The following is a 26,158-nucleotide window of genomic DNA, read 5'->3' on the forward strand; positions in this document are numbered from 1 at the left end:
GGCCCGATTGACCCCCATCGAGTACGAAGCCATCATGACCCCACCCGCAGCCCTGGCTGCATAAACCCACTGTCACCTACTCGTGCAGCAGTCCCGTGCAGCGACCTTCAGCTACGTCGGCACGCTGTACTACAGCAAGGCCGCCGGTGCTCCTGAACGTGCCGTTGCTCTGCATATCGAGAAGGGGTTCAACACCCCAGGGCAGACCCAGCCGCCAAGCTCCACCAAGAAGCTGCCTGGTCAGAATACCGATGCGCCGCTAACTCGACTGTACGCCGACACTGCTCGGCGGGACAGAAATCGCTCCGTCGCCGTCAGCAGCTGCGTGAAGTACTTCGGAGCCAACTACGCAGACGGCGGAAAGCAGTGCGACGAGTACCCCTTCGCCGCAACATACCAAGGTGCCGCAGGCTCTGAATACGATCCGTACCAGCTCCCCAACAACTTCAGCGTCATGGCGTTGGACGGTACGGAGAACGGGAACGCGGCAATCTCCTCGGCCAGTTCTACTCCAAGTACCGCTTGCTCGACGGGCCTGACGACGGTTATCTCGTCAAGATCACCAGCTGATCGAGGCCCGGGGCGGGCCACCGCACCGCAAGCCCGCCCCGGGCATCAGGCCGGCCAGAACTGGGCCAGATACTGCTCCAACCCATGAGGAACACCCACGACGCACTCCCGCGCCGCAGCCTCACGTCCCCGGCACTGGACGCGCACATTCCATGTCCCCGGTGCGCGCGACAGAGTAATGGTGTGTGGGGCGGGCCCGCCTGCGACAGCCCACAGCCGCAGCTCCCCGGAACGACACTCGATACGGGCGGTCGCGGACTCGTCCCACACCCCTTCCGGCGTCGGAGCCGGACCATCCCATACCTGCACATCGAAGGACACGGTCTGAGTATGGCCAGCACTTGTGAAGTCGATGCGCCCCCGCTGTTCTGAGAGAAAGGGTCCCTGAGCAAACCCATCGGGGAACATCGATGGCAACCAACTGTCGTCAGCATCCTGCAAACTGAGACCGTAGTAGTCGACGTGGGCATCGACATGCTGAGCATCCAGGAGTTTCACACAGCCGACCATAGCGGTCCTTGGCCTACCAGGCGCAAACCTGCTCAACACCAGGTCCGAGCCCTTGGCGACTTGTGAGGAGTGGCACCTGACCTTCCGCGGTCCAGAGCCTGGGGGTCCGCAGTGGCCAGAAGCAAGTCCTCGGGATGGTGCTTTCGAGCGCCCTTCGCTTGGCCGGACTATTCAGAAAGGCAGGTGACGGGCGGGATCCGAGGCCTCCTCGCAGCCGAGGAAAGCGAGATGCTGCACCGTCAGCTCTTCCTCGCCCACCACGCCGCTGGTGACCCCCGCCTTTCCCCGCTCAAGGACCGGCACATCAACTTCATGGGCCGCTACCCGTTCAACATCAAGGCCAGCAGGCCGGCCAGGGCCTGCGCCCTCTCCGGGACCCGGACGCCGCCGAAGACGACGTGGGCAACGACCGAACGGGCCTGCTACGTACAGTGGAGACGTGGTGGCACATACCACTCCGAGCTGTCAGAACGGTGGTTCGGTGAAGTAGTCGCCGTCCCAGGCGGGTGTGGTCGGTTTGCTCATCGGCTGCTGGAGGACTCGTACAGCGTTTTCGATGCGGCCGAGGTCGATGAAACGCTCGGCACAGAGAGAGCAGCCGACTGTCGGGTGCCGTTCGAGGACTGCGGCGGCTTTCTCAGTGCGGCCAGCTTCAGCAAGCACGTCGGACAGGACCCAGGCCGCGTACCAGGTGTCGCCCTCGGGGTGCGACCGCGCGTGCTCGATCGCTTCATCGAGCAGCCGCAGTCCGAAAGAGACGGCCTAGATCCCGGCGTGCGCCGCTTCTCCTCCAGAAAGCCTTCCATCCCGTCCACCAGCCCTTTCAGCACGTTTCTGCCGAAGTAGCCCCGGTGTCCGTCCTGCCGGACGAACTCCTGGTCAAACACTGCGGGAAACTCTGGACCGGCGTCGTTCATCGCTTTCCCCTCCCTGGGTGGTCCGGACACTCAATCATGGGGACCGTCGGCCGGGCTGTCCGTCCTACAGCACCTTGACCAGGGCATTTTCCTCCCAGCCGTCCCCGTCACCGGTGGTGTGGGTCCAGTGGGGGGCGCCGCGCTCCATCCGGGGCGGGTGCCTCTGCCGCCGCAGGATCTACGGGCTTCCCTGGCTCCGGTCGATCTGGTGTGGGCGTGCCTGGAACGTCCGGCCGCCCGAAAGCTGGTGAAGGCTGCGGCCCGTGGCGAGCTGGCCCGGGTGGTCGGGTTTGCCGGCCGTATGGACGCGCCGCAGGGCCTCGCCCGGCGCCTGGAGGACCGAATGCGGCTGGCCGGGCCGATCAAAGATCCGGTGGGCCGGCTGATCGGCCAGGCCCTGCCCCAGCGCCAGCGGTGCGGCGACGCGCGGTGCGATGACCGCGTGCTGCTCGACACTGGACGGGACCGCCCTCGCTGCGAGGAGAAGCAAGTTGACCGCCGCGACCAGTGCCGTGCGGTGGCGGCCGCCGTCGAGGTGACGATGCCGCTGCACGCCTCGGAGACCGAGCGCCGCACGGCAACCGAGCAGCAACTGCACCAGACATCACCGCCCAGGCGTGGATCCGCGAACACCAGTGGGCACAGATCCGCGAGCAGCAGGCCGCCGCAGCTCAGGCTCGTGCCGAAACCGTGGCAGCGCAGCCGGCCGACGACGTTCCGGCAGCGCCGATGGCGACGGTCGTACTGCCCGCGCCGCGTCTGGTCGCCATGCCCGACCCGACCTATGGTGACGACCAGGAGCAGGAGCTCGTCCTTGGTGACCCGACCCGCGAGCAGGTCCGTGCCTGGCGGGTGCGGGGGTTGAAGGGCCACAGTGTCGTCTTCGACCACATCGACCAGTCCGGCGAGCCGTCGACCAGGTGCCTGTTCAGCCACCAGTGGTCGACCAAGCACAGCAGTACTCCCGGCTCGGGCACCTGAACCTCGGCTACACCACCTGGGGGCAGGCATGAGCGAGGTGAGGTGTCCGGTGTGGGCCTGGCCCGGGTCGTTCGAGTGAGTATCAGATGTCCGAGAGGCATGGTTTGTTGACAAGTCGGGGTGGGGTCGGGAGGGCCCGGAGGGGGAGCGCGGTGGTAGCGCGGGGGTGGCGGTGGATCGAGCGGGCGCACGTGACCGGTACCGATTCACGCCGGTTGAGGTGTATGCCCATTCCGGGCGATCGAATCCGATCGAACCATGACCGTTTCTGCCCTGAGGCTTGCCGGGGTCAGCGCTACGACGGATGGCGGGTATCCATACCCACGGCACTACGTTGTGGCACCGCGCGGCTCCGCTTGGTAGTACTGTCCGATTCCCGGTTCACGCCGGGCAGGCAAAGACCCCGGCTTCTGGTTGGTCGCCTCACCGGGGTCTTGCTTGCTCCACAACGTCTGTTCAACACCTTGAAGGAAGGAAGTTCCCTCGTGCCCAACCGACATCGATTCCGTCTCCCTGCCCGTGCAATTGCGCCTGCGGGGAAACTGAGCCGTGAACGTATCATCCCTGCCCCGCGAGTGGTTGAAACCCAGCGGTGGGATGTCACCACTGTCATGGTTCGCGGAAGCCTGCCCACTGGCGTCTTCTGCACCACCCTGCTGACGGTCCCGGGCCTTCTCACGCCCTGGGTGCTGCCCTTCCTGGCGCTTTTCTTGACGGCCTCTCACGGATCGTTCCTGGTCCGCCATGGGATCCGCCGCCGCTGACCGAAGGCTCGTGGGGCAGGAGCCTTCGCTCCCGCCCCACTGACCCTGCGTCAATCTCCTCATCGCGCCAACGGGCGGCGGGCACAAATACCCGCCTCCGCACCCCGAAAGAGACCTTCTATGTCCACCCGTTCGCACCCCGACCCTCAGCTGCCGACCCGCAAAGGCCCCGCCGTCGACGCCGGCCGGGCCGGCCACTGCACCGAAGCCATCCGCGACATCGCCGAAGACGCCGTCGTCGTCACCGACAACCTCCTCCACCGCGCCTTCGACCCCACCTCCACCACCTCCGAGCTCCTCCAACTCTTCGACACTCTGGCCACCCTCGTCCAGGAAGGCACCGCGGCCCTCGTCGTACGCCACAGATCCCACGGACTGCCCCTCAGCGATCTCGCACCCGACCTCCGCCTCAGCGAGGACCGCATCCGCAAGAAGTACAACCCCCGCTCCATCGACCAGCAGCTCGCCACGCGAGCCCGCCCCCTGCGCACCTCCCGTACCGCCGCCACCGCGGCCGACGACGTACGCACCACGAAGAATCTGCTGCGCCTGCCCCGCCAACGCCTGGCCTGCGCACTGACGCGCATGTGGAAGCAGTCCCGGGTCCCTCAGGCCACCCTCGCTCGGCACATGAATATCGACCCGTCCTACGTCTCGCGCATGCTCTCCGGTGACCGCGATGTCGCCCTTCACCACGTGAGGTCGATCGCCGAAAAGTGCGGCGCTGACATCAACCTGGTCGTGCCCCTGTGGGAGGCCGCCAACAGCGTGGAGACCACCACCGACCCCGTCCTCGCCCTGCGCGCCTATCTGCGTGCCCTGCACTACGCAGCCGGATCCCCCAGCCACGCAAGAATCCTTACGTCCACCCAGCGCACCATCACCAAGGCCGAAGTGCGCCAGGCCCTCGAAGGACCCGGCGTTCCGGGGTGGCACGTCGTGCGGCCACTCACCATCGCCCTCCAGAGCATGCCCGAGAACACCCGGCCACTGTGGCGCAAGGCCCATTCCGCCGTCAGGGCCGGGAACACCGGCACCGTCCCCGCCGCCGCGTTCGGCTGACCACAATCGCGAGAAAGTTATGAGACCAGCACCAGCCACCGTCCTCACCAATTCCTTCTACGCCTTCTACGACCTCCACCGCCCTGCCTACCGCGACTACGCCGCGGCCTGCCTCGCCCCGGAGGAAGCCAAGATCGCGGTCTCCCACCTCTTCGACCTCGTCGCCAGCCACTGGAGCACCATCGTCCGCGAACCCGACCCGGCAGCCTGGGCCTGGTACCGCCACACGCAGACCGTTGCCCGGCGCAGCGGACACACCCTGACCCCGGTGGAAGAGACCCTGCTCCTCCACGAGGAGCTTCAGCTGAGCGTCGACAAGATCGCGACCGTGACCGGCACTGACCCGGCGGCCGTCAGCTCACGTCTGGCCGCAGCTCGCCGCCATCCTGATCACACTGAGGCACAGTGGTGTGCTGAGCGTGGCGTGGCTGTTGGTCAACCAAGTTATGGCACCCGCCCGTCTCGACCGCCACCCGTCGAACCAGCCGGATGCGAAGGGAAAATGCGCTCCGCCCCTTACCGACACCGAGCTCACGGGCAGCGTCGTTGACCACGGCACTCGACGGTGCGCACCCGGATTTCTGGGGCCGCCCTCCATCGAGTGCCTGCGTGCAGAGCTACTGGATGTGGATGTAGAAGCGGTCGTTGGTCTGGTAGGGGCGCGGCAGGGAGGCGTCCCAGGCGAGGATGCGGTCGTCGACGTAGTACTTGCGGAGCATGCCGCCGGCGACGCGGTTGTCGGTGGCGGGGATGGACTTCACGGAGAAGTCGGGTTTGGGGTGGCCTGCGCCTTCGAGGGTGGAGGCGAAGGGGTATTCGTCGCACTGCTCACCGGACGGTGGGCGGGTGGGCAGGCCGGTGTCGAGGTAGGTGAGCCGTTGAGGCCCGGTTTTGAAGCAGGCGCCGTCCTTGTGGTCCTTATTCGCCTTGGACTCGACGGGGTGCAGCTTCTTCGTGATGCGGTGCAGGCCCGGTGCGTCCGGGTTCCCGGCGATGTACTTGCCGGGGATGTACTTGTTGCGGGGCCAGGGCACGCCGGGGGCGGCGAGGAGTGGGTAGGTGGTGTTGGGGCGGTTGTGGGCGGCGTCGATGTGTTCGGCGACGGCGTGGTGGGTGGATCCGAGGGTGTAGGTGAGGTACGGGGTGACCTCGCTGAACACGCACGCCTTGGGGTACTTCGCCTTCCCGAGATTGAAGTAGGCGGCGGAGTCGCAGCGCAGCATGCGGCCGGGAGTGCGGCCGCGGGTGAGGGTTTTGTACTCCTGGTTGTCGGTGAAGAACTCGACCGTCCACTGGTTGTAGGAGATCTTGTCGCGGCCCTCGCTGACCTGTTCGTGGTTGTAGGTGTCCCACCAGGCCCAGTCGGGGTTGTTGTCCCAGGTCGCCCACGGCATCGTGTAGGAGCCGCGGGTGGCGTGGCAGACGTCGGAGTCCTGTACGCACTGGCCCAGCAGGGACAGGGGGACGTTGGGTGCGACGAAGATGTTGTCGATCGGCCCCCAGTCGTAGTCGACGGAGTCCTTCTGGATCTGGGCGAAGACGCGGGCCCGGCGTTCGTGGTCGTCGCCCTGGGCGAAGACCTCCAGCTTGGCGGAGGTGGTGCCTTCCTCCTCGATCGGGATGCCCTTGTTGTCGATCGACCAGTACACGACCTTGATGTTGTAGCGGGTGCAGTAGGTGAAGCGGTTGTACACCCGGCCGATACCCGTTTCGACGTTGTCGCCCTTGAAGCACGCCTCGTTCAGCGCCGCGTCGGGCCGCTCTGTGATCGGCGCCGCGACGAACGGCACCGCGTCCCCGGCCGGGGCAGGCGGCTGCGGATTCGCAGCGGCCGCCGCATCCGACATCTGCTGGCCGCTCAGCAGCGTGAGCGCCGGCCACACACTACGCGCCGACGCTTCGCCGGAGGCCGGCCGCTTGCTGGACTGCACGGTGGGGGCGGGCACCGGAAGGCTGGTTGCACCTCGCGCGCGGGCCTGCCGTGCCTGGGCGCGCAGTCCGGACAGCTCCTTCTGGCTGATGCCGACTTTCATGGTGATGGTTGCGGTCCTGGCCGTGGAGGGCTTGGCGGACTGCGGGTCGGTGGGTGCGGGTTGGGCGGTGGCCAGGTGAACGGGTGAGGCGAGAAGTGCGGCTGCGGTGGCCACGGCCAATGCTCTGGCACGCCATGGCCTGCGGTACGGCATCATGGAACTCCCCCTCGCGTACTGGCCCCGTGGGCAGGCCAAGTCGTCCACCCGATCAGGGCATGTGGTGATGACGCGTCACCGAGCGTGACAGGGGGTTACGAAGCGATACAAGGCGCACAAGGGGGCGTACGCCCGTAAGTCACTCCTGAGAGCGCATAGCGGAAGTTATTCCCCGGTTGGTTGTTCCCGCCTCGTAAGAAGAAGCGGCCCTGGGTGGTCTCACGCACCGGTGACGCTGATGCCGCCGAGCCACGGACCGTGGAAATGGTCCTCTTCCAATTGGACCCCGGTCATCTCCCGTAGCGCCAGCACAGCGCGCTCGGACGGCTCCAACGCGGCGGCTTCGCCTGACGGCTCGCCCGCCGCTGTATCGGGGAACCCAGCAGCGGTCAGCACCTCCCCCGCCGCGCCGAAGTCGTCGCCGAAGCGTCTGCCTGTAACGGCATCGAGCCAGCCGAGCACAGCACCATCCACCGCGAAATGGACCACCAACTGGTTGGGATCCTCATACGCGCACACCGCACTCCGCCCACCCCCGGACAGGGCTGCCAGCACATCTTGGCTCGCGCCCACCCAGCCGGTCGTGCCTTCGAGTTCAACCACCAGACTCCAGCCTGCCGCCACCTCACACCCCAGCAGCAGCACCCCCCTACCGCCTCCCTGAACGAGCCGCTCGGTTGCCCGCTCCAAACCATTGGGCATTACCCCCACAGTCGCGGCACCCATGCGTTTCAGTACTCCCGCGGCGTCCCCGGGCGCCAGCGTCACACACCAGGCCTCCCCGAACAGCTCGGTCAGATCCACCAAAGCGATCCCTCCCGGACGTGACCTAACGCAATCTTCAACGGGACTGTAAAACGATCGGTGTAACTCCCGATCATGGAAGATGCATCGATGACCAGCGACAACGTGACCGAGGCCGAGACCGTCGAGCCGTCTGAGGCCGTGGTGCCGAAGTCCATGGACCACCGGCTGATCGACGAGCTCGTGGGTCGGGCACAGGCCGAGGGCCTGCAGCTGACCGGCGAGGGCGGACTGCTCCAGCAGCTGACCAAGCGGCTCCTGGAGTCCGCCCTCGAAGGTGAGATCACCGACCACCTCGGCTATGACAAGCACGACCCTGCCGGGAAGAACGGCGGCAACAGCCGCAACGGGACCCGGGCCAAGACCGTGCTCACGGACGTCGGCCCGGTCGAGATAACCGTGCCTCGCGACCGCGAGGGCAGGCCTCTACCGAACCCGGGGCGGTTCATCCCGTGTCTGGTGGACTGCCGGTGGACAGCTGTGCGTGACGCCCCGCCAAGAGGCTTCTTATCGCCCCCGGGAAAGTGTTGATCCCTTGTGTGTTGGTGGGGCCGCATGCGGCAACGTGAGACTGTGCCGTTTTGACAACCGTTTGGTGTGGCACGGCCGCATGCACAGCGGGGCTCGGAGATACGAGAGGCCTGTTCAGCGTCGGATCGCTACGACCTCGACCTCCGCGTTCATTGCGCGCAGACGGCGCGCCGAGTGGAGGAGAGCAACCTGAGCGAAGGCGAAGTGAGAGTCGACGGTGATCTCCTTCCCGTCCTTCAGGAGGATCGCGAGGACGACCTTCAGCGTTCCGAAGTCGTTCAGTAGGCGGTGGCCGGGGAGAGCTGATCCGGAACGCCTGGGCGGAGCCGAAGCTCTCCTGGGAGCCTTCCGGAGCTCAGTGTTGAGCTGCGGGTGACTCGGGTCGGCGAGCATGCGTTCACGGACTGCCTGGGCGCTCACCGCCTCGCGGCTGCGGCTGTCCAGCGTGCGGAGCCGATCGACGAAATCCAGTTCGGGCAGCGGGGTCCGGGCGCGAGCAGACCTCCTCTATCGCATGTAGATCGTTGAAGAATTCCTCCGGCGCGGTGTCATCGGCAGCTTGATGGTCGACTCGGAACATTCGATCCGCATGTGCTTGGACTACTGGAGGCGGTGAGGCCAACGGGATGTCGCTGACCGTTCCGCAGTTGCGTCGGACGACGGCGCCGAAGCGGTCGAGTCCGAAGCCGCCGATGCGCTCGGGCCGACGACGGAATGCTCGTCGATGCGCCCCTGGCGTTGAAGGCCGTCAGCGGAGTGACTCCGTTCGTTGGCCTCCAGGCCGGTGCCCCGCTCGACGGCCGGACACCAGTCGGCACGGCCCCGGAGCATTGCCCCTACGGCATCGTCGCTGGAGAGGGACGAGATCAGCGACGACTTCTCCACGGCCTACTGTGTCCTCGTTATCGGTGCCAACAACACGGTGAACGCTGTCGACGCAGGGGGTCTCACCACCCGGATCATCGTCGCGCCCGGCCCCAACGTCTGGAGAACGGTCGGGTCTTGGTGTCTTCACACCTTCGACGGTCTCCGGCAATGCCAGTGTCCAGAACCCGCCCTTCTGCAGTCCCAACAACCGCCCATTCGGGACGCCAAGGGCAGCGGCGAGGAGCTCGTCAGTGCTCTTAACAGATACCGGTGGGTGCGGAGGTTCTTCTCCGAAGTTCCTGACGGATGTCAGTACAGGTCAGCGCACCGGGCGGCATGTACTGAACGAGGATGGGGACGTGCTGTCGTCCCTTGACCCGCCTTCGCACGGATGAACCGACGTTCCGCCGTGCCGAGGCCGGGAGGTCGGTCCGCGGACACCCATCGAGAAAGGGCGACACCATGTCGGACCAGGATCGTCGGGCACGGTTGATCCGTGCCCTGGAGTACCGGCAGATCTTCGATGACCGGCTCGACCGAATCGAGCGGCAGGTTCCGTTCGACTCGGTCCACGATGTCGACACCTCGGAATCCGTGGAGCTGTGGGAACTCCCCCAGGGCGACCAGCTCCAGGTGGGACGGGACGCGCGGTACTCACCGACACCGGTCCGCACGGTGCGCCACGTGCTCGGCCAGTGCGACGTGAAGCACGAGGACATGACGTTCGTCGACGTCGGCTGCGGCAAGGGGCGGGTTCTTCTGCAGGCTACCGAGTTCCCCTTCCGGCGCATTGTCGGTGTCGAGGCGTCAGAGACGCTCTGCGACATCGCCCGGGCCAACGTCGAGAAGGCCTCGGCGACACTCGAGGGCTGCGACCGGATCGATGTGGTGCACGCCGACGCCACCCGGTTCGACGTCCCGGACGACGCCGGACTCTTCTACTTCTACGAGCCGTTCTCCACGGAAGTGTCCTCGGCCGTACTGGAGAGGATCGAGGATTCCGTGCGCCGTCACCCGCGTCCCATCGTCCTCTGCTTCACCGGCCGGGGCCAACCCGACGGCCAGGCCGGCGAGCACGATACCCCCCCAGTGGCCGCCGCCGCCGCGGAGATTCGACCCCGATGGAAGCGGATCGGCACCGTCAGCTCCCCGGACGCCGCGTTCTACGACTCTTTGCTGTACGCGTACGAGGACCACGGCTCGTCCGAGGCCCAGGCCGTCCCGGATTCCTGAGAGGCAAACCATGCGCGCTGCCATGACCGCCGCAGAGCAGCGGTTTCTGCTCGACACGGCCGTTTCCCTGCCCGATCTCTTCCGCGCTGTTGCTGCGGCCCGTGGTGCCGCCCCGGCCCTCCGAGACGGCGAGCGGACCCTCAGCTACCGCGAGCTCGACGACCTGACGGACCGGATCGCCGCACGCCTGGCGGCGGAAGGGGTCCGACCGGGCGACCGGGTGGGGATCCTCCTCCCACGCTCGGCCGAGACGCAGATCTCCATCCTGGCCGTCCTCAAGGCCGGAGCCGCCTATGTCCCGCTCGACCCCTCCTATCCGGCGGAGCGGTTGCGCTTCCTGGTACGCGACGCTGAGATCCGGGTGGTTGTCGGCGACGCCGGGCACTGCGCTGCCGGCGGGCTCAAGGATGTCCGTGTCCTCGCCCCCGAGGCTGAGGAGACGATCCCGCCGGCGCCGCCCGTCCCCCTCGACGGCAGCGAATTGGCGTACGTGATCTACACCTCCGGTTCGACCGGCACGCCCAAGGGGTGCATGGTCCAGCACACCAGCGTCCTCGACCTGGTCCGCGGCGTGATGTCGGTGGTCGACCTGGACACGGAGGACCGCGTCGCGCTCTTCCTCCCGTTCATCTTCGACGGGTCCGTCCTCCAGTTCTGGCTCTCCCTGGCTGCCGGCGCGATGGCCGTCGTCGTCCCGTCCCGGGTGGCGCAGTCGATGCCCGACTTCCTCGACCTGCTTCGACGCGAGGCTGTGACCCTCGTCATACAGGTCCCCACGACGCTGCGGGCGCTCGCCCACGCCCACGAGGAGGCAGGCCAGCCTCCCCTCGCCCTCCGGTACGTCCTGGTGGGCGGCGAGAGCGTAGAGCTTGATGTCGTCTCCGCCTTCCTCGCGCGCTGCCCGGGCACGCCGCCCGAGGTCGTCAACATCTACGGACCGACCGAGGCGACCTGCGTCGCCACCTGTCGCGTGCTGACCCAGGAAGACTTCGACGGCCCCGTGCGCTCGCCGATCGGTACGGCGCTGCCGCACCTGCTCGTCGAGGTACGCGGCGAGGCCATGGAGCCGGTCCCGGACGGAGAGGTCGGCGAACTGGTGATAGCCGGCTCGGGCGTGGCCGTGGGCTACCTGGGGCGCCCCGAACTGACAGCCGAACGCTTCGTCGTCCTCGACACTCCGCAGGGGCCGGTGCGCTACTACCGGACCGGGGACCTGGCCAGACGGCTGCCGGACGGCGCCTTCGCGTACCTGGGCCGCAACGACCAGCAGGTCAAGGTGCGTGGCATCCGCGTGGAACTCGGCGAGGTGGAGACGTATCTGCGTGCCCACCCGATGGTCAGGGAAGCCGCCGCCACGGTGGTCGACACCCAGGCCGGCGCCCAGTTCCTGACCGCGTGTGTGGTGCTCGCCGACCAAGCACCGGAAAAGCCTGACGCGTTGCTGCGGCAGCACATGCTCGCATCCCTTCCGCCCTTCATGGCGCCGGATCGCTATCAGTTCGTCCCTGAGTTGCCGTCGACGGACTCAGGCAAGCTGGACCGCCGCGCTGTGCACGACATGGCAACTCCGCGTCGAGCTCCCCGCCCCTGATCGAGTCGCCGGAGCCCTCCTGGCCGGTGCGCGGAAGCGCCAGACCGCTGCTGCCTTTCGGCAGCAGCGGTCTCAGGCTTTCGGGGGAACCCCGTGCTGAATCACTTGCCCTCGGCTTCGACCGAACGCAACGAACGCTCCGTCTCCCGGTATCGACTGCTGAGCCGCTGTCGGGACAGCGACGCCAGCACATAGTCCCCGGGCGGGCGCACATGCCAGCTCAGGTCCAATGCCAATCGATGGTGAACACGGTTGTACCGGCTCTCGAGACGGTGGGTCGTGTCCCGGACCATGTCGGGGTCGTCGTGGAGTTGAATCACTCCCTGGGACTGCAGCCAGACGCTCCCGCTGCGGTACTTGGCAACGGACATGGCGGCGTGAGGGTTCCTCAGCAGCACAGCGCAATCGCGTTTGTCGACGAGGAACGAGATGCGGTCCTCCCCCTTGACGTCGATCACATCGAATCCGATCTGGCGACAGCGCAGGAGGCCCTGGTGGTCAAGGCAGGCCACGTGTCCATAGGTGGGACTTGCGGACCTGCAGGAGCGATGCGTGGCCCGGCGCGTCATGCCGAGAATGGCCAGCTCGTCACGGTCCTCGTGCAGCCCCGGCTCGTCTTCCGCGCCATTCGCCTTCTTCTCCCAGAAGGCGTCGTGCACGCCTGGCTCATAGGTCTGGGGCTGGTCGGCCATGCTGTGCCTCGGGGGCAACGCAGGAACGTAAGACGTGGATCGCACTACGGGCGCATCCCCGAGCTCGCTACGGATGCGGTAAGCCAGGACCTCCAGCCGCAGCCGTTCGTTCCGTTCGCGCTGGTCCCAACTCGTGTAATTGCCGTCCGTCTGCTCACCGGGCTTTCGCGTGCTGTACATCTCCGCCAGGGTGCGAATCAGCTTGTGCTCGGAGTCCGGCGACTGTGAGAGAAAGCCGCCCACTTCGAAGCTCACTTGACTGCCGACGCCGGCCGGAACAGACAGCGCGACCAGCGGATCGAGCGCCGTGGCTCTCGCCTTGATCCTGTTCTCCACCGTGCTCATGACCACGTTCCCACCGATGGTGGCCGCCCAGACCGGCGTGACGCTCACGCCGCCCCGTCCCGTGTGAACGGCCAGATGCACATACGGACGATCGGGACTGGGCAGATGGGTGGCGCGGCCGAAGGGCGGTCGTAGAAGGGAACACTCGTCTGCAGTGAGCGAGATGCCCTCCACCCTCTCGATCAACGCGGAAACGCGGGATGCGCGTCGCTTGATCTCCTCTCGCGCCGCACGGGCCAGCGCAAGCTCGTGTCCGGAAAGGTGCCTTCTCTGCGCGGCGTCTTCGAGCAGCCGAACTGATTCAGCTGCGGGCGCCCGGCCAAGCTCCCCTATCGCTTCGGATGCATCGGCAGGAAGTGCACGAGGTAGAGGGGGGGACTCATGAGTTCGCTGCACCTGCGCAGCCTCCTTGAATTTGGGTGTGGACGGGCCCCCGGGCCGCCGCCGGAGGCGTTCAGTCGAGCCAGGTCAGCAAGTGATGTAGCTCATCACGCAGTTGGGCGACGGTCGGACGCCGCACTTCAATGTCCGTCTTCGTCTGCTCGCCGACCGGCGAGGTCCGGTAGACGTGGGTGAACTCCTCCACGGCGGGCAGCTGGAGGACCAGCGACGCCGCAGCCTTGCCCGCGGAGCGGGAGATACAGTGCAGGACCTGGTGATCGATGTGATAGACGGTCCCCGCCGGAAGGAGCGCTTCGAACACGGAAGTCAGTCGTTCCTTGCCCTGCGCCACCAGGGAGAAGGTCTTTCCCTGCCCGATCGGCAGGTACTTGTAGCAGTGGTACTCCGTACCCGGGCCGATCCTGAACTCCTGCGCGAAGTACTCCCCGACCACGAGCGCGGTCGTGAAGTCCCAGCGGTGCGAGTGGATATCCTCGGTGATGCTCCCTGTCGCGTCCGGCTGCGGATGCCACATGTGGAGACGCAGCCGCCAGGGGTTCTTGTCGCCAGCCAGCAGCACGACCTTCAGGAAGTTGTTGGCGTGATAGTACGAGCGGGCCGCGACATCGGTGAGAACGTCTTCGTCGGCGATGATCTGGCCAATCAGAGAACGCAGTTCGGCCGGTGCGGCGAGCCGACGAACCACTGACTCCGAGCCCTGGAACGTCGTGCCGTGCCCGCTGTCCACGACCACTTCCAGGTGGTCTTTGACTTCCTGCAGGGACGCCCCTGCCAGAGCCTGCACCATAACCTGTACCTCCGGTTTCGGACGCTGGCGGTTCCAGCGAGTCGATGGTTGGGGTGGGGCGTACCGTGTGTCGACGGCCGCCTTTCCGGTTCTGTTGGCTGCGGGCCGGCCAGTCCGGGCGCTAGTCCTCACCGAGGGCGACCAGGAACGCGGGGGCCCCTTCGAACGGCGACCGGCCTTGGGCCGTGATGATGTTGTCAGCGATCAGCAGGTCGCCGCGGCGCCACCGCACGTGGGTCCGCACCGCGTCGTAGGCGTGCTGGACGGCGGCCAAGTCATCGTCGGACAGCGTTGTCCCGTCGCCGAAGTAGGTGTTCGTCGGAAGGTACTTCCCGAACGTCTCGGTCATGACCCTGCGCTCGACGGGATCCAGATTCCCGGCGTTGAGGAAGGAGATCTGGTTGAACCAACACTCCTCCCCGGTCGTCGGGTGGGCGAGGAAGCCGGGGCGGTGGCGCATCGTGTGCAGCGTGCCTTCGGGGAGCCACGAGGACTCGATCCCGGCGGCCCGGAGCACCTCGTCCAGTGCGGCGCGGTCCGGTACGGAGAACGCCTCCTGCCACGAGATCCCGAACTTGGCGTGAAAGGACCGGCTCATCATCCAGCCTTCAGCGCGGACACGGTCGGCGAGATGGGCCGGCAGATGCTCGGCTATCCGGCGCATGTCCCCGAGGTGGGTCCGCCCCGCGCCGTCCGGCGGTGCGAGGCACGCGGTGAGCACCACGGTGGGGAACGTCCTGCTGAAGGATGCTTCTTGGAACGGGCAGATCATACGATCGCCCGGCCAGGTGATCGGCGAGACGATGCCATTCCCGAAGTCGCTGCGGTTGTTGAACGCCTCCGTGGGGGTATGGGCGGCGATACCCAGGGCGTCGCGCGCCCGGACGAGGCCCTCCGGCCCGTCCAGGGGGAGGCCGTGGACGAGTACGGCTCCGTGGACCAGGCGCTGGTCCCGAATCGTGGCAGCCGCTTCCCGCAGCCACGTGAACGGTTCGTCGCCCTCGGCGTCGAAGCAGGGCACGAGCGCTTCCGGCAGCGGAGGGACGGTCTGCCTCACGGGGTCTCCTTGTCTCCGATCGGTTCAGCGTCGGGCCAGGGCGACGTCGACGGCACCGCTGATCTTTGCGACCGCCTCCGCCGTGTCGTCGTCGGTCAGCGTCAGTGGGGGAGCGATCCGGATCACGCCGCGCTCCGCGCGCGTCATCACGCCCGCCTGCGCCGACGCCTCGGCGATAGCGGCGGCTGACTCCGGCGTGTCGGCCTCGATGGCGACCACCAGGCCAAGCCCGCGGACATCGGTGATCAGCGGGCTCGCCCCGAGCTTCCGTAGGCCCTCCAGCAGCGCGTTCCCCTGGGCTGCCGCGTTCTCCACGAGCTTCTCGTCGGTCATGACGTCGAGGACGGTGTTTCCGACGGCGCTCGCGACGGCGTGTCCGCCCGTCGTGTGCCCGTACCGGAGCCCCTGCGCGACGGGTTCCCGGACGAACGTCTCCTTGATCCGGGAGGTCACCGTCACCGCCGCCAGCGGTACGTAGCCGCCGCTGATCCCCTTGCTCATGGTGACGAGGTCCGGGGTGATCCCCTCGTGCTCGAACCCGAACATCCTTCCGGTGCGCCCGAATCCGCAGAACACCTCGTCCAGGATGAGCAGTGCCCCGTGCCGGTCGCACAACTCCCGCAGTCGCGCCAGGAACCCGGCCGGGAGCACGACGCAACCGCCGAGGCCCAGCAGCGGCTCCACCATGACCGCAGCGGCGGGCGGTCCGGCTTCGAGCGCCCGTGCGAACGCGGCGATCAGCGCGTCGGCGCCCTCCTCGGTCCGCAGTTCGCGTGGTGCCGCCGGCAGGGCGACGTGCTCGATCGGGAACGGCGGGGTCCACTCGCTGACGGTGAACGGCAGCTTTGAGAGCTGCTGCGCCAGGAAGGTCGTCCCGTGGTACGCCGCCTCGAAGGTGATGACGCGGTCACGGTGCTCGCCGAGGTTCCGCCAGTACTGGAGCGCGATCCGCAGGGCCGCCTCCGTTGCCTCTGAGCCACTGTTGAGCAGCACCGTCTCGTTCAGGTCGCCCGGCAGCAGCTCGGCCAGCCGGGCGGCCAGGGTCTCGGCGGGATCGTGGCTCGACACCATGGGGTCGTAGTGGACGAGCTGCTGGAGCTGCTGCGTCGCGGCTTCGATCAGCCGGGGGTGTCCGTGCCCGCAGGATGCGTTGAGGACCCCGGAGATGCCGTCCAAGTACCAGTTGCCCTCCACGTCGCGGACGCGGTTGCCGAGCGCCTCCACGATGCGCAGCGAGCCGGCCTGTTGGGTGATCGGTGTCCAGGGCCGCCACAGTGAACTCGTCCGAGTGGAAGGGTGCATTTCGTGACTCTCCAGGTTGTCGGTTCTTCAGGGTTTTGGTTCGGGGACGTGTGAGAACGCGGAGGTGAGCCGGTCACGCCAGCGGGTGCCGAACGCGCGGACTCCGTAGGTGGTGTTCTCCTCGTCAAGAAGGAGCCGGAGCCGCAGTTCGCCGTCGTGGAGTGTCACGCCGGCCAGCAGCCCGCACATCGCGGGCGGCTCGCTGCGGCTCGGGGTGACCTCGACGGCCGGGACACCGGCGACGTCAACAGTGGGCGGCCCGGCGTGCGTGTAGCTGAGCATGGCCGAGACCGCGCCGGAGAACGTGGAGCCGAGCGTGGTGACCGCGGTGAACGGCACATCCGCGTGGTCGAGCTCTCGGTACCAGTTCCGAAGAAAGTCGCCCGTGGGGTCCGGAGACCGGGGGCACCCGGGCGGGTCCAGGGACACGACGGTATTCATGAAGCACCCGACGACATCCGTGTAGGCGGCGTTCCGCCCGCCCCACGGATAGCCGACCGTGGTGGGCGCAGGCTCAGCGACGTCGCGCAGGGCGTGGTGGATCGAGTGCAGGACGTAGGGGAACAGCGACCCACGAAACCCGTGCGGGACGGCGACGCTCGGAAGGGTTTCGACGGGAATGGCCCGAGTGGTCCGGGCCGAGGGTCGCTGGAATTCGCCGACGGACTCCAGGCGTTCCGTCCAGAACTTTATCCCGGGGCCGTCGGCGGCTTCCTTCTCGGATTTCGCCCGGTCGAAAACGGCGTTCCGATATCGCTCCATTAGGTGCTCGTCAGGTGCGGATGGGGCGGCCAGTTGCCGTTTGATCAAACGCACCGAATGCTCATCAACCAAGGCATGATCGAGAACCAGCAGCAGATGGTCGCCCATGGGGGACCGAATGAGGCACGCCGTCATCGAGGCGCCGTCCAGCGAGGCTTCGAATTCCTCGACAACCCGTTCCACGGATTCCGCGACCGCTTCCGCGTCCAAGGCGCGGAGTTCGGTGACATGACACTCGGACGGGTTCCACTCCTGGTACGCGGTACCCCGGGAGAACTGGATCCGGTGGGATAGTGCGGGATTGCTGAGCAGCACGGACTCCAGGACCTGACGGACGTCCTCGGTCACCAGCCGGGCCGACGGTGTACGGAACATCATGGTCACGGTCCCTCTGCGACCCGAACGCTGCGCATCCAGGCCGAAAGCCAGTTGGGCACTCGACAAGGGAATCCTGTCGGTCATGCGGTCCCCCTGATTTCTTACGTGGACTGCGGTTCTGCGGCGTACGTCCGGCTCTGCGAGCAGAATCAGAGAAGGTGACTGAATATTGTCGACCAGTTGGCGAGATCTATTGCGATGCCGACTGGTGAAGCCAACGCAACACCACGCTCACGCCCACTGCGACGCGTCCTCATATTGCCCGTTCCCCAGCCCTCGGGAGTCCTAACAGGTAACAGGGCTCAGCGGCTCAACTCCTTTATCGGGCCGTGCTAGGTTGCCCGCCATGACGGAAGTGGCGAACGATTCTCAGGGTCTCGAAACGGAAGTCGAACGCCCGAGTCTTTGGCGGCAGCGCGACTTCATCCTCCTGTGGAGTGGTCAGACGCTCAGCGAGGTGGGATCGGCGGTCACCCGGGTCGCCCTGCCGCTGCTCGCGGTCGTCGTGCTCGACGCGAGCACATTCCAGGTCGGGCTACTTACGGCCGCCACCACTCTGGCGTTCGCGGTGGTCGCGCTGCCCGCCGGCGCGATCGTAGACCGGCACCGCAAGCGCTCCCTCATGATCGTCTGCGATCTGCTGCGCCTGCTGATCCTTGGCTCGGTACCGCTAGCCGCCGCCTTCGACGTGCTGACGATGGGGCAGCTCTACGTGGTCGCGCTCGCGGCTGGTGTGTGCACCGTGTTCTTCGACGTCTCGTACCAGAGCTACCTGCCCTCGCTGATCCGCACCGACGAGCTGATGGCGGCCAACGGCAAGCTCGGCACCACTCAGTCGCTGGCGCAGCTCGGCGGGCCGAGCCTGGGCGGCGGGCTGGTCGCTCTGGTGGGCGCTGCCATGGCGATCGTCGTGGACGCGCTGTCGTACGCTCTCTCGATGCTGGCGATGCTCGGCATTCGGCGGAGGGAGGAGCCGCCGCCCCCGCCGCCCGCGGACGAGCCGCTGAGCCGCCGGATCACCGAGGGGCTGCGGTTTGTCTTCGGCCACCCGATCCTGCGCCGGGTTGTGATCTGCACGGGCACAGGGAACCTGTTCGGAGGCATGACCGCGGCGCTGGCCATGGTGTTCCTGGTCCGCGAGCTGCACGTTGGCCCGGCGCTGACCGGCCTGATCCTGGCGGGTTCGGCGATCGGCGGCATCCTTGGGGGGATGTTCGCGGGCAGGCTCGCCGAGCGGGTCGGCTCGGCCCGGATCATCTGGGTGTCTGTGCTGGTCTTCAGCGCGCCCCAGGTCATCGCGGCGGCTGCCTGGGAGGGCTGGGGCACACTGCTCTTCCCGCTGGGCTGGGCCAGCGCCGGTTTCGCGTACATGGTCTACAACATCGCCCAGGTGACCTACCGACAGTCGGTGACTCCACCCGAGTTGATGGGCCGGATGAACGCTGCCGTTCGCTGGGTGGTGTGGGGCACCATGCCGATTGGCAGCCTGCTCGGCGGAGCGCTCGGCAGCCTGATCGGAGTGCGCCCCGCCCTCGTGGTGGCCTTCGCAGGCTCCTGGGCGGCCGGCTGGTTCGTGTTCTTCTCACCGCTCCGTCGCATGCGGGACATCCCCCGACCCGAAGCGGGCTGAGGGCGCCGGAACGGGACGACTGCCTGGGGCATCGGATTGATAGGACTGACACATGGCCATGGGTTTCACCGCAGGCATCGCGGACTTCGACCAGAAGCAGTTCGACGCGCTCGACGCAGGGGCCGGCGCGGCCTCCTCCTACGGTCGGCTCCGCCAGCACGAGGAGGACCGCCGGTGGGCCGCCCGCTACCTCGGATGGGTTGAGGGCGAGGTGCTGAGGGCGGTCGTGCCGGTGTACCGGCACCGCATGCGGTCGTGGGCCGACCCGTCGTACGACCCCCGCGCTTGGGGTCTTCCGGATGGAGAGCCCGACGAGTTCACGCCGGCGACCTCGCTTCTGGTCGGCGGATGCCTCGACCGGCGCACCGGTTTCCACGTCGAAGCGAGAGCCAGGACGCCGGGCGAGCTGCGGAGGATTCTCGTCGAGCTTGCCCGGCTCGCCGCTGCCGAGGACCGTGGCCTGGTGTTCCCCTACCTGTACGACGACGCCCGGGACGCGCTGGCAGCGGCGACTGAAGACCGCATCGTATGGGCCGAGCTTGGTCGGGAGGCCCATCTGTACGGGTTGGCCGATCCGAAGTGGGAGCAGGCACTCCCGTCCAGGGTGCGCTACCGGCTCCGGCGGGACCGGCGCGCGATCGCGGACGTCCCGATGACGGTGGCTGAGGCGTCCTGGGGCGATGTCGACGAGTGGGCTTCCCCGTTGATTGCCAACCACAACGCGGCCAAGGGGCAGCGGGAGCCGGCCGAGTTTGTGAGCTTTCGCTTCTCCCGCTGGCAGGAGAACCCGGACGTTCGGCTGCTGGCCTTCACGGCCGAGTCGGCCGGGCTGCGGGGCGTGCAGTCAGTCCTGTTGTGGGGCGACGAGCTGGAACTATACGAGATCGGGCTGGCCGGCGAGGAGAGTGACGAGCGCTTAGCGCTGTACCTCAACCTGCTCTTCCACCAGCCGATCCGGTACGCGCGAAGCCTCGGCATCGATCACATACGTCTCGGCTCGAAAGCGGAGACGGCGAAGGGACGGCGGGGCGGCGTCTTCGCCACCCTGCACGGCGGAGTTCTCGGCCGTGCCGAGACACGACGCCTCGCGCGCGTCGGCTCATGAGATCGCGCCCGTTGCCGCCTTCGTGGCTTGCCGCGCCTCAAGACATCGTTGTGCGCGCAGGAGCTTGACGTCGGGGAGGAGGGAGAGGTGTTCCTCGCGGACCAGGTCGAAGCGGAGCGAGAAGGCGACCAGGGCCTCGCGCTTCGAATGCATGCGCCCTTCGTTCAGGTACTTGGCCCACTGGCTGACCGGAAGCTTCTGGTCAGCAAGATAGTCGATGTGGTAGTTGACGCTGCTGCGGTTGGCGTCCCTGAACTGCTCGATCCCCCGCAGTCTTTCGACCACCTCTTGGACGGAGGGCACGGCCGCCATCGAGGAACCGCGCAGACGCGACTCGCACAAGGCGACGAGAACGGCGAAGTACTTGGTCGTCGTGTCCAGTTTGGACATCGCGGACTCGGTAGGCGTAGCGGCCATTTCGGGCCCGAGCAGGCGGGGCGGGGATGTGAAGACGGTGAGTTCGCCGATGCTTGCGCTGGAGGGGATGAGGATGCGCGACATCTCGAACGGGATCACCATGCCAAGCTGGCGGGGGCGCGCCTTGACGAGTTCAGTTCCGCCCTCCAGATTCTCGATGACGAACGTGGTGCCGGTGGTGAAGTTCGAGAAGAAGAGGTGCTGGTCGGACACCTCAAAGGTGCCGATGCTGGGCGTAGCATTGGGCTGGAATTCTCCGGTGGCGTTGGGTATGCCGAAGTCCAGTCGATCGCCGACTTTCAGGTTGATCCTTTCCTGGGTAGTGGATCCACCCGTGTGGCGGGCCTGGATGTGCCAGGTCAGAATCACTTCTGCATCACGCTCGAAGAGGTTGTCCATGGTGCCCTTCCTGTCATCTTCGACTTCTTGTAGGAGTGCAAAGGAGGACGGGTTCCGATTGGCTAGGGTGCGGTGTGTGCCCTAGGTGGAAGCCTGACGATGTGCAGCTGCAGAAACGAATCTGCACTTACGGTAAATTGTTTGCCCCATCGCTCGCCCATTTTCGGAGACATTGCTTTCGGTGGCTCTGTCGATGCTGGAATCGTCGAGGCGGTGGCAGCGTATCGCTCATGCGCCGGTGGTGCTTGCTCTCCGAGAATGGCTTTAGGAATCCTTGTCAGCGGATCGCCGATTCGAATGGCGATCCTTGCTCCGCCTCGCTCGGTCTGTCAAGGCCTCCCGGAGGGTCTGACTGATCAGATCAAGCCAATGTGATCGCAATTCCTTTGCCTCTACATCTTGACTTGTGGGCTTGGCAAGGAGTTTTCGGTCTTGGGAGATTCGTGACGTCGAATCCCTATTGCGTGTACGCGTCGGACGGCGGCCGGCTCGACATTGGGGGCGGGGTCGTGTCCGCAGGTACCCCGGGCGCGGGCCGGCCCAGACGTGCGCGAGCAACCCGCGTATCTGGACAGTTACTCCTGACGGATGTCAGTACAGGTCGGTACGTCCGGCGTCATGTACTGAATGGGTTAGGGGACGTGCTGTCGCGCTGGGCTTTTCTTTCCCGATCGGGAGTTAGGGGTTGGCGGGGTCTATGGCTCTCACGCTGGTCGAGCGATTTCTGCGCGGGCTGGAGATTTCAGCCGACCGTTCCGCACTGCGGGTCGGTTCGGAGGATGTGACGTACCAGCAGGTGCACGACACGGCTCTGAGGTGGGCGGGTGCACTGCGGGCCAATGGTTCTCCGGGCGCGGTCGGTGTGCTGACAGGAAAAAGCGTAACGACTTATGTGGGGCTTCTGGCGGTGTTGTACGCCGGTGGCACGGTCGTTCCGCTCCAGCCGAGTTTTCCCGCCGCTTTGACGCGGCGCATGATGATGACGGCCGGCGTGGGGGAGGTCATCACGGATGAGCGTGGCCTGGCGGTACTGCCGGAGGTCGTAAGGGATGGGATGACCGTCCGCGTCCTCGACAACGGCGGTTCCGTCACGGGATTCCCGCTGATCCCTGTATCCGCTGAATCGGCGCTTGCCGAACCGGTCGAAGTGGAGCTCGCCGACCCGGCGTACATTCTCTTCACGTCGGGTTCGACAGGAATCCCCAAGGCCGTTCCCATCGCACACCGCGGTTTCGCGCATTATTTCGACGAGATGGACCGGCGGCTGGACTTCGGGCCGGACGATGTGCTGTCGCAGACCTTCGATCTCAATTTCGACCCCGGAATCCACGACGTCTTCGCCGCGTGGGGTGCGGGCGCGACCCTCCAGGCGGTGCCGCCGTCCGCGTACCGGGACCTCCCGGGGTTCGTCGCCGAGCATGGGATCACCGTCTGGCATTCCACGCCGAGCGGCATCTGGATGGCGCGGGAGATGGGTGCCCTGGCGAAAGGCGCCCTCGACGGTCTGCGGTGGTCCTTCTTCGGCGGGGAGGCCCTGCGCTGCCAGGACGTGCTGGACTGGCTGGTGGCGGCGCCCGGATCGAAGGTGGAGAACCTCTACGGGCCGACAGAGTTCTCGATCGGCGTGTGCTGGCACCGCTGGGCGGGCGAGGAGTCGCAGCGCCGCGGGGTGAACGGCACGGTCCCGATCGGGAAGGTCCACGCGGTCAACGACTTTCGCCTGGTGACCGAGGGCGGCGAACAATCCGCGGTGGAAGGCGAGTTGTGGCTCACCGGGCCGCAGATCTCGACCGGCTACCTCGATCCGGCCGAGAACGAAGGACGGTTCGTGGTCGCCGACGGACGGCGCTGGTACCGCACCGGTGACCGGGTCCGGGCACAACCGGACGGCGAGCTCGCCTACCTCGGGCGGATGGACTCGCAGGTGAAGATTCACGCCTGGCGGGTGGAGCTCGCGGAGGTGGACCACGTGGTGCGCGCTTGCGCCGGGGTGCTCGACGCGGTCACCGTCACCCGGGCGGCCGCGCACGGCGAGGAACTGGTGGTCTTCTACACCGGCGACGAGGTGCCCGATCAGGAGCTGGCCGACGGTGTGGGCGCTGTGCTCCCGGACACCGTCCTGCCGCGGCAGTACGTCCACCTAGAGAGCCTGCCGCTCAACCCCAACCGGAAGGTCGACCGCCTCGCCCTGAGGAAGCGGGCCGAGGAACTCGCCGGCTGAGCCGGACGGCACACAGACGTGAAGTCGCCACGACGAATTTCGACGGTGATCGCATGAAGCCCAGCGGACCTGACGCCCGGCCCACGTCCCTCGGGGACGGGCCTCCCCTCTTGACGCCTCGTGTCATGCCCGCACTGCCACCGAGAATCTTTTCCGACGCCGAGTGGGAGCGCATCCGGGCGGGCTGCTCGCGCGGCAGGAGCGGTGCGAAATGGATCGCCCGCTGCCGTGGAGATGTGCTCTGGCTCTACCGGAGCGAGACCGGCTACGGGATTTACGAAGCCACCTTCGTGCCGACCGCGGACGGCGGGCGGCGGATCACACGTGCGCTGGTCGAGGGGCACGCCCAGCGGTACCGGTCCCCGTCCACCGAGTACGACGCCCTCGTCCTTGAGCTGGTCGTCAGCGCGGTCCTGCTCGACGAACCCGCCGACGGACTCCGCGCCGCGATGACCCGTCTGATGCGTGCCGCGTCGGGCGTTGTCGACATGCCCTCCGAGGTGGTCGAGCACAGCATCCTGGGCGTCCTCTCCGCCCGACCGTACGCGCCGACCGGCGCCGTGGGGCGGGGCGCGCATCGACCGCCCCGCCCCCGCCCCCTTCCCTGAATTGGAGTGATCCCTCATGCAGAGGAAGCACGCCTGCATCACCGATGCCGCCTACGGGCAGCGCCGTAGCGAGATAGGCGCGCTGTCGGCCGGCCTGACGCCGGACGACCCCATCCCTCTTGTGGAGTACACCGACTGGGAGCACGAGGTGTGGCGGTTGGTCTGCGCCGACCTCGCCGTCCGGCACCGCGTTGACGCGGCCGCCCCCTACCTCCAGGCGGCGGAGGAACTGGCCGTCCCCCTGGACCACGTCCCGCAACTGCGCGACGTCAGCGCCCGGTTGGCGTCGATGTCCGGATTCCGGCTCCAGTCCGCCGCCGCGCTCGTCCCGCTGAAGGAGTTCTGCGGAAGCCTGGCGAATTCCGTCTTCCGCTCCACCCAGTACCTCCGGCACCCTCGCTCGCCCCTCTACAGCGAGGACCCCGACATGCTGCACGACCTCGTCGGGCACGGCATCGCCCTGGCGAACGCCCGCTTCGCCCACCTCTACCGGCTCGCCGGGGAGGCTGCGGCCCGCGTGCAGAGCGCCGATGCCCTCCAGTTCATCGGCAAGGTGTTCTGGTTCACCCTCGAATGCGGTGTCGTCCGCGAGCGCGGTGAACGCAAGGCGTACGGGGCGACGCTGGTCTCCTCGTACGGCGAGCTCGACCACTTCCGCAGCGCCGCCTTCCTGCCGCTGGACATCGAGAGTCTCGTCGACATTGAGTACGACATCAGCACGTACCAGCCGCTGCTGTTCGAGGCGGACTCGCTGGACCAGGTCGAGGACGTCCTCGGCGCCTTCTGGGGAAGCTGCGACGACGAGAGCATCGCGGCCCTGCTCGACAGGAGGTCCCGCAGGGTCGGCAGCGGGCACTGAGCCCGGCCCTCCGCCGCCGTATACCGGGGGCGGGGGTGCGTGTACGGGAGCGGGGGCGGGTTCCCTCCCCGCCGCCGCTCCCGTGACGTCCGGACCGTGGACCGGACCCGGCCCCTCGGTCCTTCAGGTCCTCACCGCGCCGCGCGCACCACGTCCGCCACGATCGCCACGGCGGCCGGGACGTCCGCCGGACCGAGGGCCCGATGGGTCACTGCCCGGATCCGCCCGTGCCCGAACTCGCCCATGGCGAGGCCGCGTTGCCGCGCATCTTCCAGGAAGCGGGCGGCGTCCAGGCCCTCGGCCGTGACGCGGAAGAGGACGATGTTGGTGGTGACGGAGCCCGGGGCGACGTCGATCCCGTCCACCTCCGCCAGCCCCGCCGCGAAACGCGCCGCGAGCCGATGGTCCTCGGCGAGCCGGTCGACCATGTCGGTCAGCGCGACCGTACCGGCCGCCGCGAACACGCCGGCCTGCCGCATGCCGCCGCCGAGCATCTTGCGGACGCGCCGCGCCTTCCCGATGAACTCGGCCGATCCCGCGAGGATCGAGCCGATGGGCGCCGACAGACCCTTGGAGAGGCAGAACTGGACGGAGTCCGCGTGGGCGGCGATCTCCTCGGCCGGCAACCCCGACGCCACGGCGGCGTTGAAGATGCGGGCGCCGTCCATGTGCACCGGGACGCCGTGCACGGCGGCGAAGGCCTTGAGCTCGGCCAGGTACGCCTGGCTCAGCACGCGGCCGCCCATCCGGTTGTGGGTGTTCTCCACGCAGATGAGGCCCGGCAGCGCGAACTGGGGGTCGTCCGGGTCGGGCGGGAAGGCCGCGGCCAGGTCGTCCAGCGCGAGCGTGCCGTCGGGTCGGGTGGGGATCGGCTCGTAGACCATGCCGCCGCAGACACTTGCCCCGCCGGCCTCGTACAGGTAGATGTCGCTCTCGTCGCCGACAAGCACCTTGCCGCCACGCGGCACGTGCACGAGCAGGGCGGCGAGGTTCGCCATCGTGCCGCTGGGCATCAGGCATGCAGCGGGTTTGCCGACGCTCTTCGCGGCGAGTTCCTCCAGGTGGTTGACGGTGGGGTCCTCGCCGTACACGTCGTCCCCAAGGGTCGCCCGGCCCATGGCCGACAGCATCTCCTCGGTGGGCAGGGTGAAGGTGTCACTTCGCATCTCGATCAT

At 67.3% G+C, this 26,158-nt stretch carries 23 protein-coding genes and 1 pseudogene; 12 read left to right on the plus strand and 12 right to left on the minus strand.

Features of this window, described 5'->3' with window-relative positions; translation table 11 throughout:
- Window positions 1-615: 615 nt before the first annotated feature.
- Complete coding sequence (locus ABZ371_RS05180) at window positions 616-1,068, minus strand: hypothetical protein (protein ID WP_358673669.1); 453 nt, start codon at window positions 1,066-1,068, stop codon at window positions 616-618.
- 240 nt (window positions 1,069-1,308) lie between these two features.
- Here ABZ371_RS05180 and ABZ371_RS05185 point away from each other — a divergent pair, with 240 nt between their 5' ends.
- On the plus strand, window positions 1,309-1,926 hold the full coding sequence (locus ABZ371_RS05185) for a hypothetical protein (protein WP_358673671.1): 618 nt from the start codon (window positions 1,309-1,311) through the stop codon (window positions 1,924-1,926).
- A 249-nt stretch (window positions 1,927-2,175) separates the two neighbouring features.
- Here ABZ371_RS05185 and ABZ371_RS05190 read toward each other — a convergent pair whose 3' ends face one another.
- Window positions 2,176-2,595, minus strand: a complete 420-nt coding sequence (locus tag ABZ371_RS05190; protein WP_358673674.1) for a hypothetical protein — start codon at window positions 2,593-2,595, stop codon at window positions 2,176-2,178.
- Window positions 2,596-2,687: 92 nt separating this feature from the next.
- Between ABZ371_RS05190 and ABZ371_RS05195 the strand changes: the two genes are divergently transcribed.
- The 3 genes from ABZ371_RS05195 (at window position 2,688) to ABZ371_RS05205 (ending at window position 5,354) form a co-directional block, all read left to right on the plus strand.
- On the plus strand, window positions 2,688-2,978 hold the full coding sequence (locus ABZ371_RS05195) for a hypothetical protein (protein WP_358673677.1): 291 nt from the start codon (window positions 2,688-2,690) through the stop codon (window positions 2,976-2,978).
- Window positions 2,979-3,862: 884 nt separating this feature from the next.
- Complete coding sequence (locus ABZ371_RS05200; protein WP_358673680.1) at window positions 3,863-4,804, plus strand: XRE family transcriptional regulator; 942 nt, start codon at window positions 3,863-3,865, stop codon at window positions 4,802-4,804.
- 19 nt (window positions 4,805-4,823) lie between these two features.
- Complete coding sequence (locus ABZ371_RS05205; protein ID WP_358673683.1) at window positions 4,824-5,354, plus strand: hypothetical protein; 531 nt, start codon at window positions 4,824-4,826, stop codon at window positions 5,352-5,354.
- Window positions 5,355-5,421: 67 nt separating this feature from the next.
- On the opposite strand, the gene ABZ371_RS05210 is transcribed toward ABZ371_RS05205, so the two are convergent.
- Both ABZ371_RS05210 and ABZ371_RS05215 read right to left on the minus strand, forming a co-directional pair.
- Window positions 5,422-6,951 (minus strand): NucA/NucB deoxyribonuclease domain-containing protein, encoded by a 1,530-nt coding sequence (locus tag ABZ371_RS05210; protein WP_358673686.1) that lies wholly within the window; start codon window positions 6,949-6,951, stop codon window positions 5,422-5,424.
- Between the two features lie 261 nt (window positions 6,952-7,212).
- Complete coding sequence (locus tag ABZ371_RS05215; RefSeq protein WP_358673689.1) at window positions 7,213-7,797, minus strand: DUF6461 domain-containing protein; 585 nt, start codon at window positions 7,795-7,797, stop codon at window positions 7,213-7,215.
- 156 nt (window positions 7,798-7,953) lie between these two features.
- On the opposite strand from ABZ371_RS05215, the pseudogene ABZ371_RS05220 reads away from it, so the two are divergent.
- Window positions 7,954-8,211 (plus strand): annotated as a pseudogene (locus ABZ371_RS05220) (transposase); the annotation flags it as partial.
- A 231-nt stretch (window positions 8,212-8,442) separates the two neighbouring features.
- Here ABZ371_RS05220 and ABZ371_RS05225 read toward each other — a convergent pair.
- Window positions 8,443-8,721 (minus strand): TIGR04141 family sporadically distributed protein, encoded by a 279-nt coding sequence (locus ABZ371_RS05225; RefSeq protein WP_358673692.1) that lies wholly within the window; start codon window positions 8,719-8,721, stop codon window positions 8,443-8,445.
- Between the two features lie 936 nt (window positions 8,722-9,657).
- Here ABZ371_RS05225 and ABZ371_RS05230 point away from each other — a divergent pair.
- Window positions 9,658-10,428 (plus strand): class I SAM-dependent methyltransferase, encoded by a 771-nt coding sequence (locus ABZ371_RS05230; protein ID WP_358673695.1) that lies wholly within the window; start codon window positions 9,658-9,660, stop codon window positions 10,426-10,428.
- Window positions 10,429-10,450: 22 nt separating this feature from the next.
- Window positions 10,451-12,019 (plus strand): amino acid adenylation domain-containing protein, encoded by a 1,569-nt coding sequence (locus ABZ371_RS05235; protein ID WP_358673698.1) that lies wholly within the window; start codon window positions 10,451-10,453, stop codon window positions 12,017-12,019.
- A 101-nt stretch (window positions 12,020-12,120) separates the two neighbouring features.
- Here ABZ371_RS05235 and ABZ371_RS05240 read toward each other — a convergent pair whose 3' ends face one another.
- The 5 genes from ABZ371_RS05240 to ABZ371_RS05260 all read right to left on the minus strand — a co-directional run bounded on the left by ABZ371_RS05240 (window position 12,121) and on the right by ABZ371_RS05260 (window position 17,744).
- Entirely contained in the window at window positions 12,121-13,104 is a 984-nt protein-coding gene (locus tag ABZ371_RS05240) for a hypothetical protein (RefSeq protein ID WP_358673701.1), read from the minus strand.
- A gap of 406 nt (window positions 13,105-13,510) precedes the next feature.
- Window positions 13,511-14,245, minus strand: a complete 735-nt coding sequence (locus tag ABZ371_RS05245) for a hypothetical protein (protein WP_358673703.1) — start codon at window positions 14,243-14,245, stop codon at window positions 13,511-13,513.
- Window positions 14,246-14,366: 121 nt separating this feature from the next.
- A complete protein-coding gene (locus ABZ371_RS05250) occupies window positions 14,367-15,302 on the minus strand; it encodes a TauD/TfdA family dioxygenase (protein WP_358673706.1) in 936 nt (311 codons plus the stop codon).
- A gap of 24 nt (window positions 15,303-15,326) precedes the next feature.
- Window positions 15,327-16,604, minus strand: coding sequence for an aminotransferase class III-fold pyridoxal phosphate-dependent enzyme (locus ABZ371_RS05255; protein WP_358673708.1), 1,278 nt, complete (start codon window positions 16,602-16,604; stop codon window positions 15,327-15,329).
- Window positions 16,605-16,631: 27 nt separating this feature from the next.
- Window positions 16,632-17,744: a hypothetical protein gene (locus ABZ371_RS05260; RefSeq protein WP_358673711.1), complete on the minus strand. Its 1,113-nt coding sequence runs from the start codon at window positions 17,742-17,744 to the stop codon at window positions 16,632-16,634.
- Between the two features lie 346 nt (window positions 17,745-18,090).
- Between ABZ371_RS05260 and ABZ371_RS05265 the strand changes: the two genes are divergently transcribed.
- Both ABZ371_RS05265 and ABZ371_RS05270 read left to right on the plus strand, forming a co-directional pair.
- A complete protein-coding gene (locus ABZ371_RS05265; RefSeq protein ID WP_358673714.1) occupies window positions 18,091-19,374 on the plus strand; it encodes an MFS transporter in 1,284 nt (427 codons plus the stop codon).
- Between the two features lie 52 nt (window positions 19,375-19,426).
- Entirely contained in the window at window positions 19,427-20,479 is a 1,053-nt protein-coding gene (locus ABZ371_RS05270) for a hypothetical protein (RefSeq protein ID WP_358673717.1), read from the plus strand.
- Here the strand turns inward: ABZ371_RS05270 and ABZ371_RS05275 are convergent.
- Window positions 20,474-21,295 (minus strand): hypothetical protein, encoded by an 822-nt coding sequence (locus ABZ371_RS05275; RefSeq protein WP_358673720.1) that lies wholly within the window; start codon window positions 21,293-21,295, stop codon window positions 20,474-20,476. The two genes, ABZ371_RS05270 and ABZ371_RS05275, sit on opposite strands and share 6 nt — an antisense overlap.
- A 697-nt stretch (window positions 21,296-21,992) precedes the next feature.
- Here ABZ371_RS05275 and ABZ371_RS05280 point away from each other — a divergent pair.
- From ABZ371_RS05280 to ABZ371_RS05290, 3 genes are all read left to right on the plus strand, one after another.
- Window positions 21,993-23,516 (plus strand): AMP-binding protein, encoded by a 1,524-nt coding sequence (locus ABZ371_RS05280; protein ID WP_358673722.1) that lies wholly within the window; start codon window positions 21,993-21,995, stop codon window positions 23,514-23,516.
- Window positions 23,517-23,641: 125 nt separating this feature from the next.
- Window positions 23,642-24,124, plus strand: coding sequence for a hypothetical protein (locus ABZ371_RS05285; RefSeq protein ID WP_358673725.1), 483 nt, complete (start codon window positions 23,642-23,644; stop codon window positions 24,122-24,124).
- A 16-nt stretch (window positions 24,125-24,140) separates the two neighbouring features.
- Window positions 24,141-24,983 carry a phenylalanine 4-monooxygenase gene (locus ABZ371_RS05290; RefSeq protein ID WP_358673727.1) on the plus strand — a complete coding sequence of 281 codons (843 nt, stop codon included), beginning with the start codon at window positions 24,141-24,143 and terminating at the stop codon, window positions 24,981-24,983.
- A 131-nt stretch (window positions 24,984-25,114) separates the two neighbouring features.
- Here the strand turns inward: ABZ371_RS05290 and ABZ371_RS05295 are convergent, their stop codons facing one another.
- Window positions 25,115-26,158, minus strand: a complete 1,044-nt coding sequence (locus ABZ371_RS05295) for a GntG family PLP-dependent aldolase (RefSeq protein ID WP_358673730.1) — start codon at window positions 26,156-26,158, stop codon at window positions 25,115-25,117.

Source organism: Streptomyces sp. NPDC005899, from assembly GCF_040629645.1.
Taxonomy (GTDB): Bacteria; Actinomycetota; Actinomycetes; order Streptomycetales; family Streptomycetaceae; genus Streptomyces.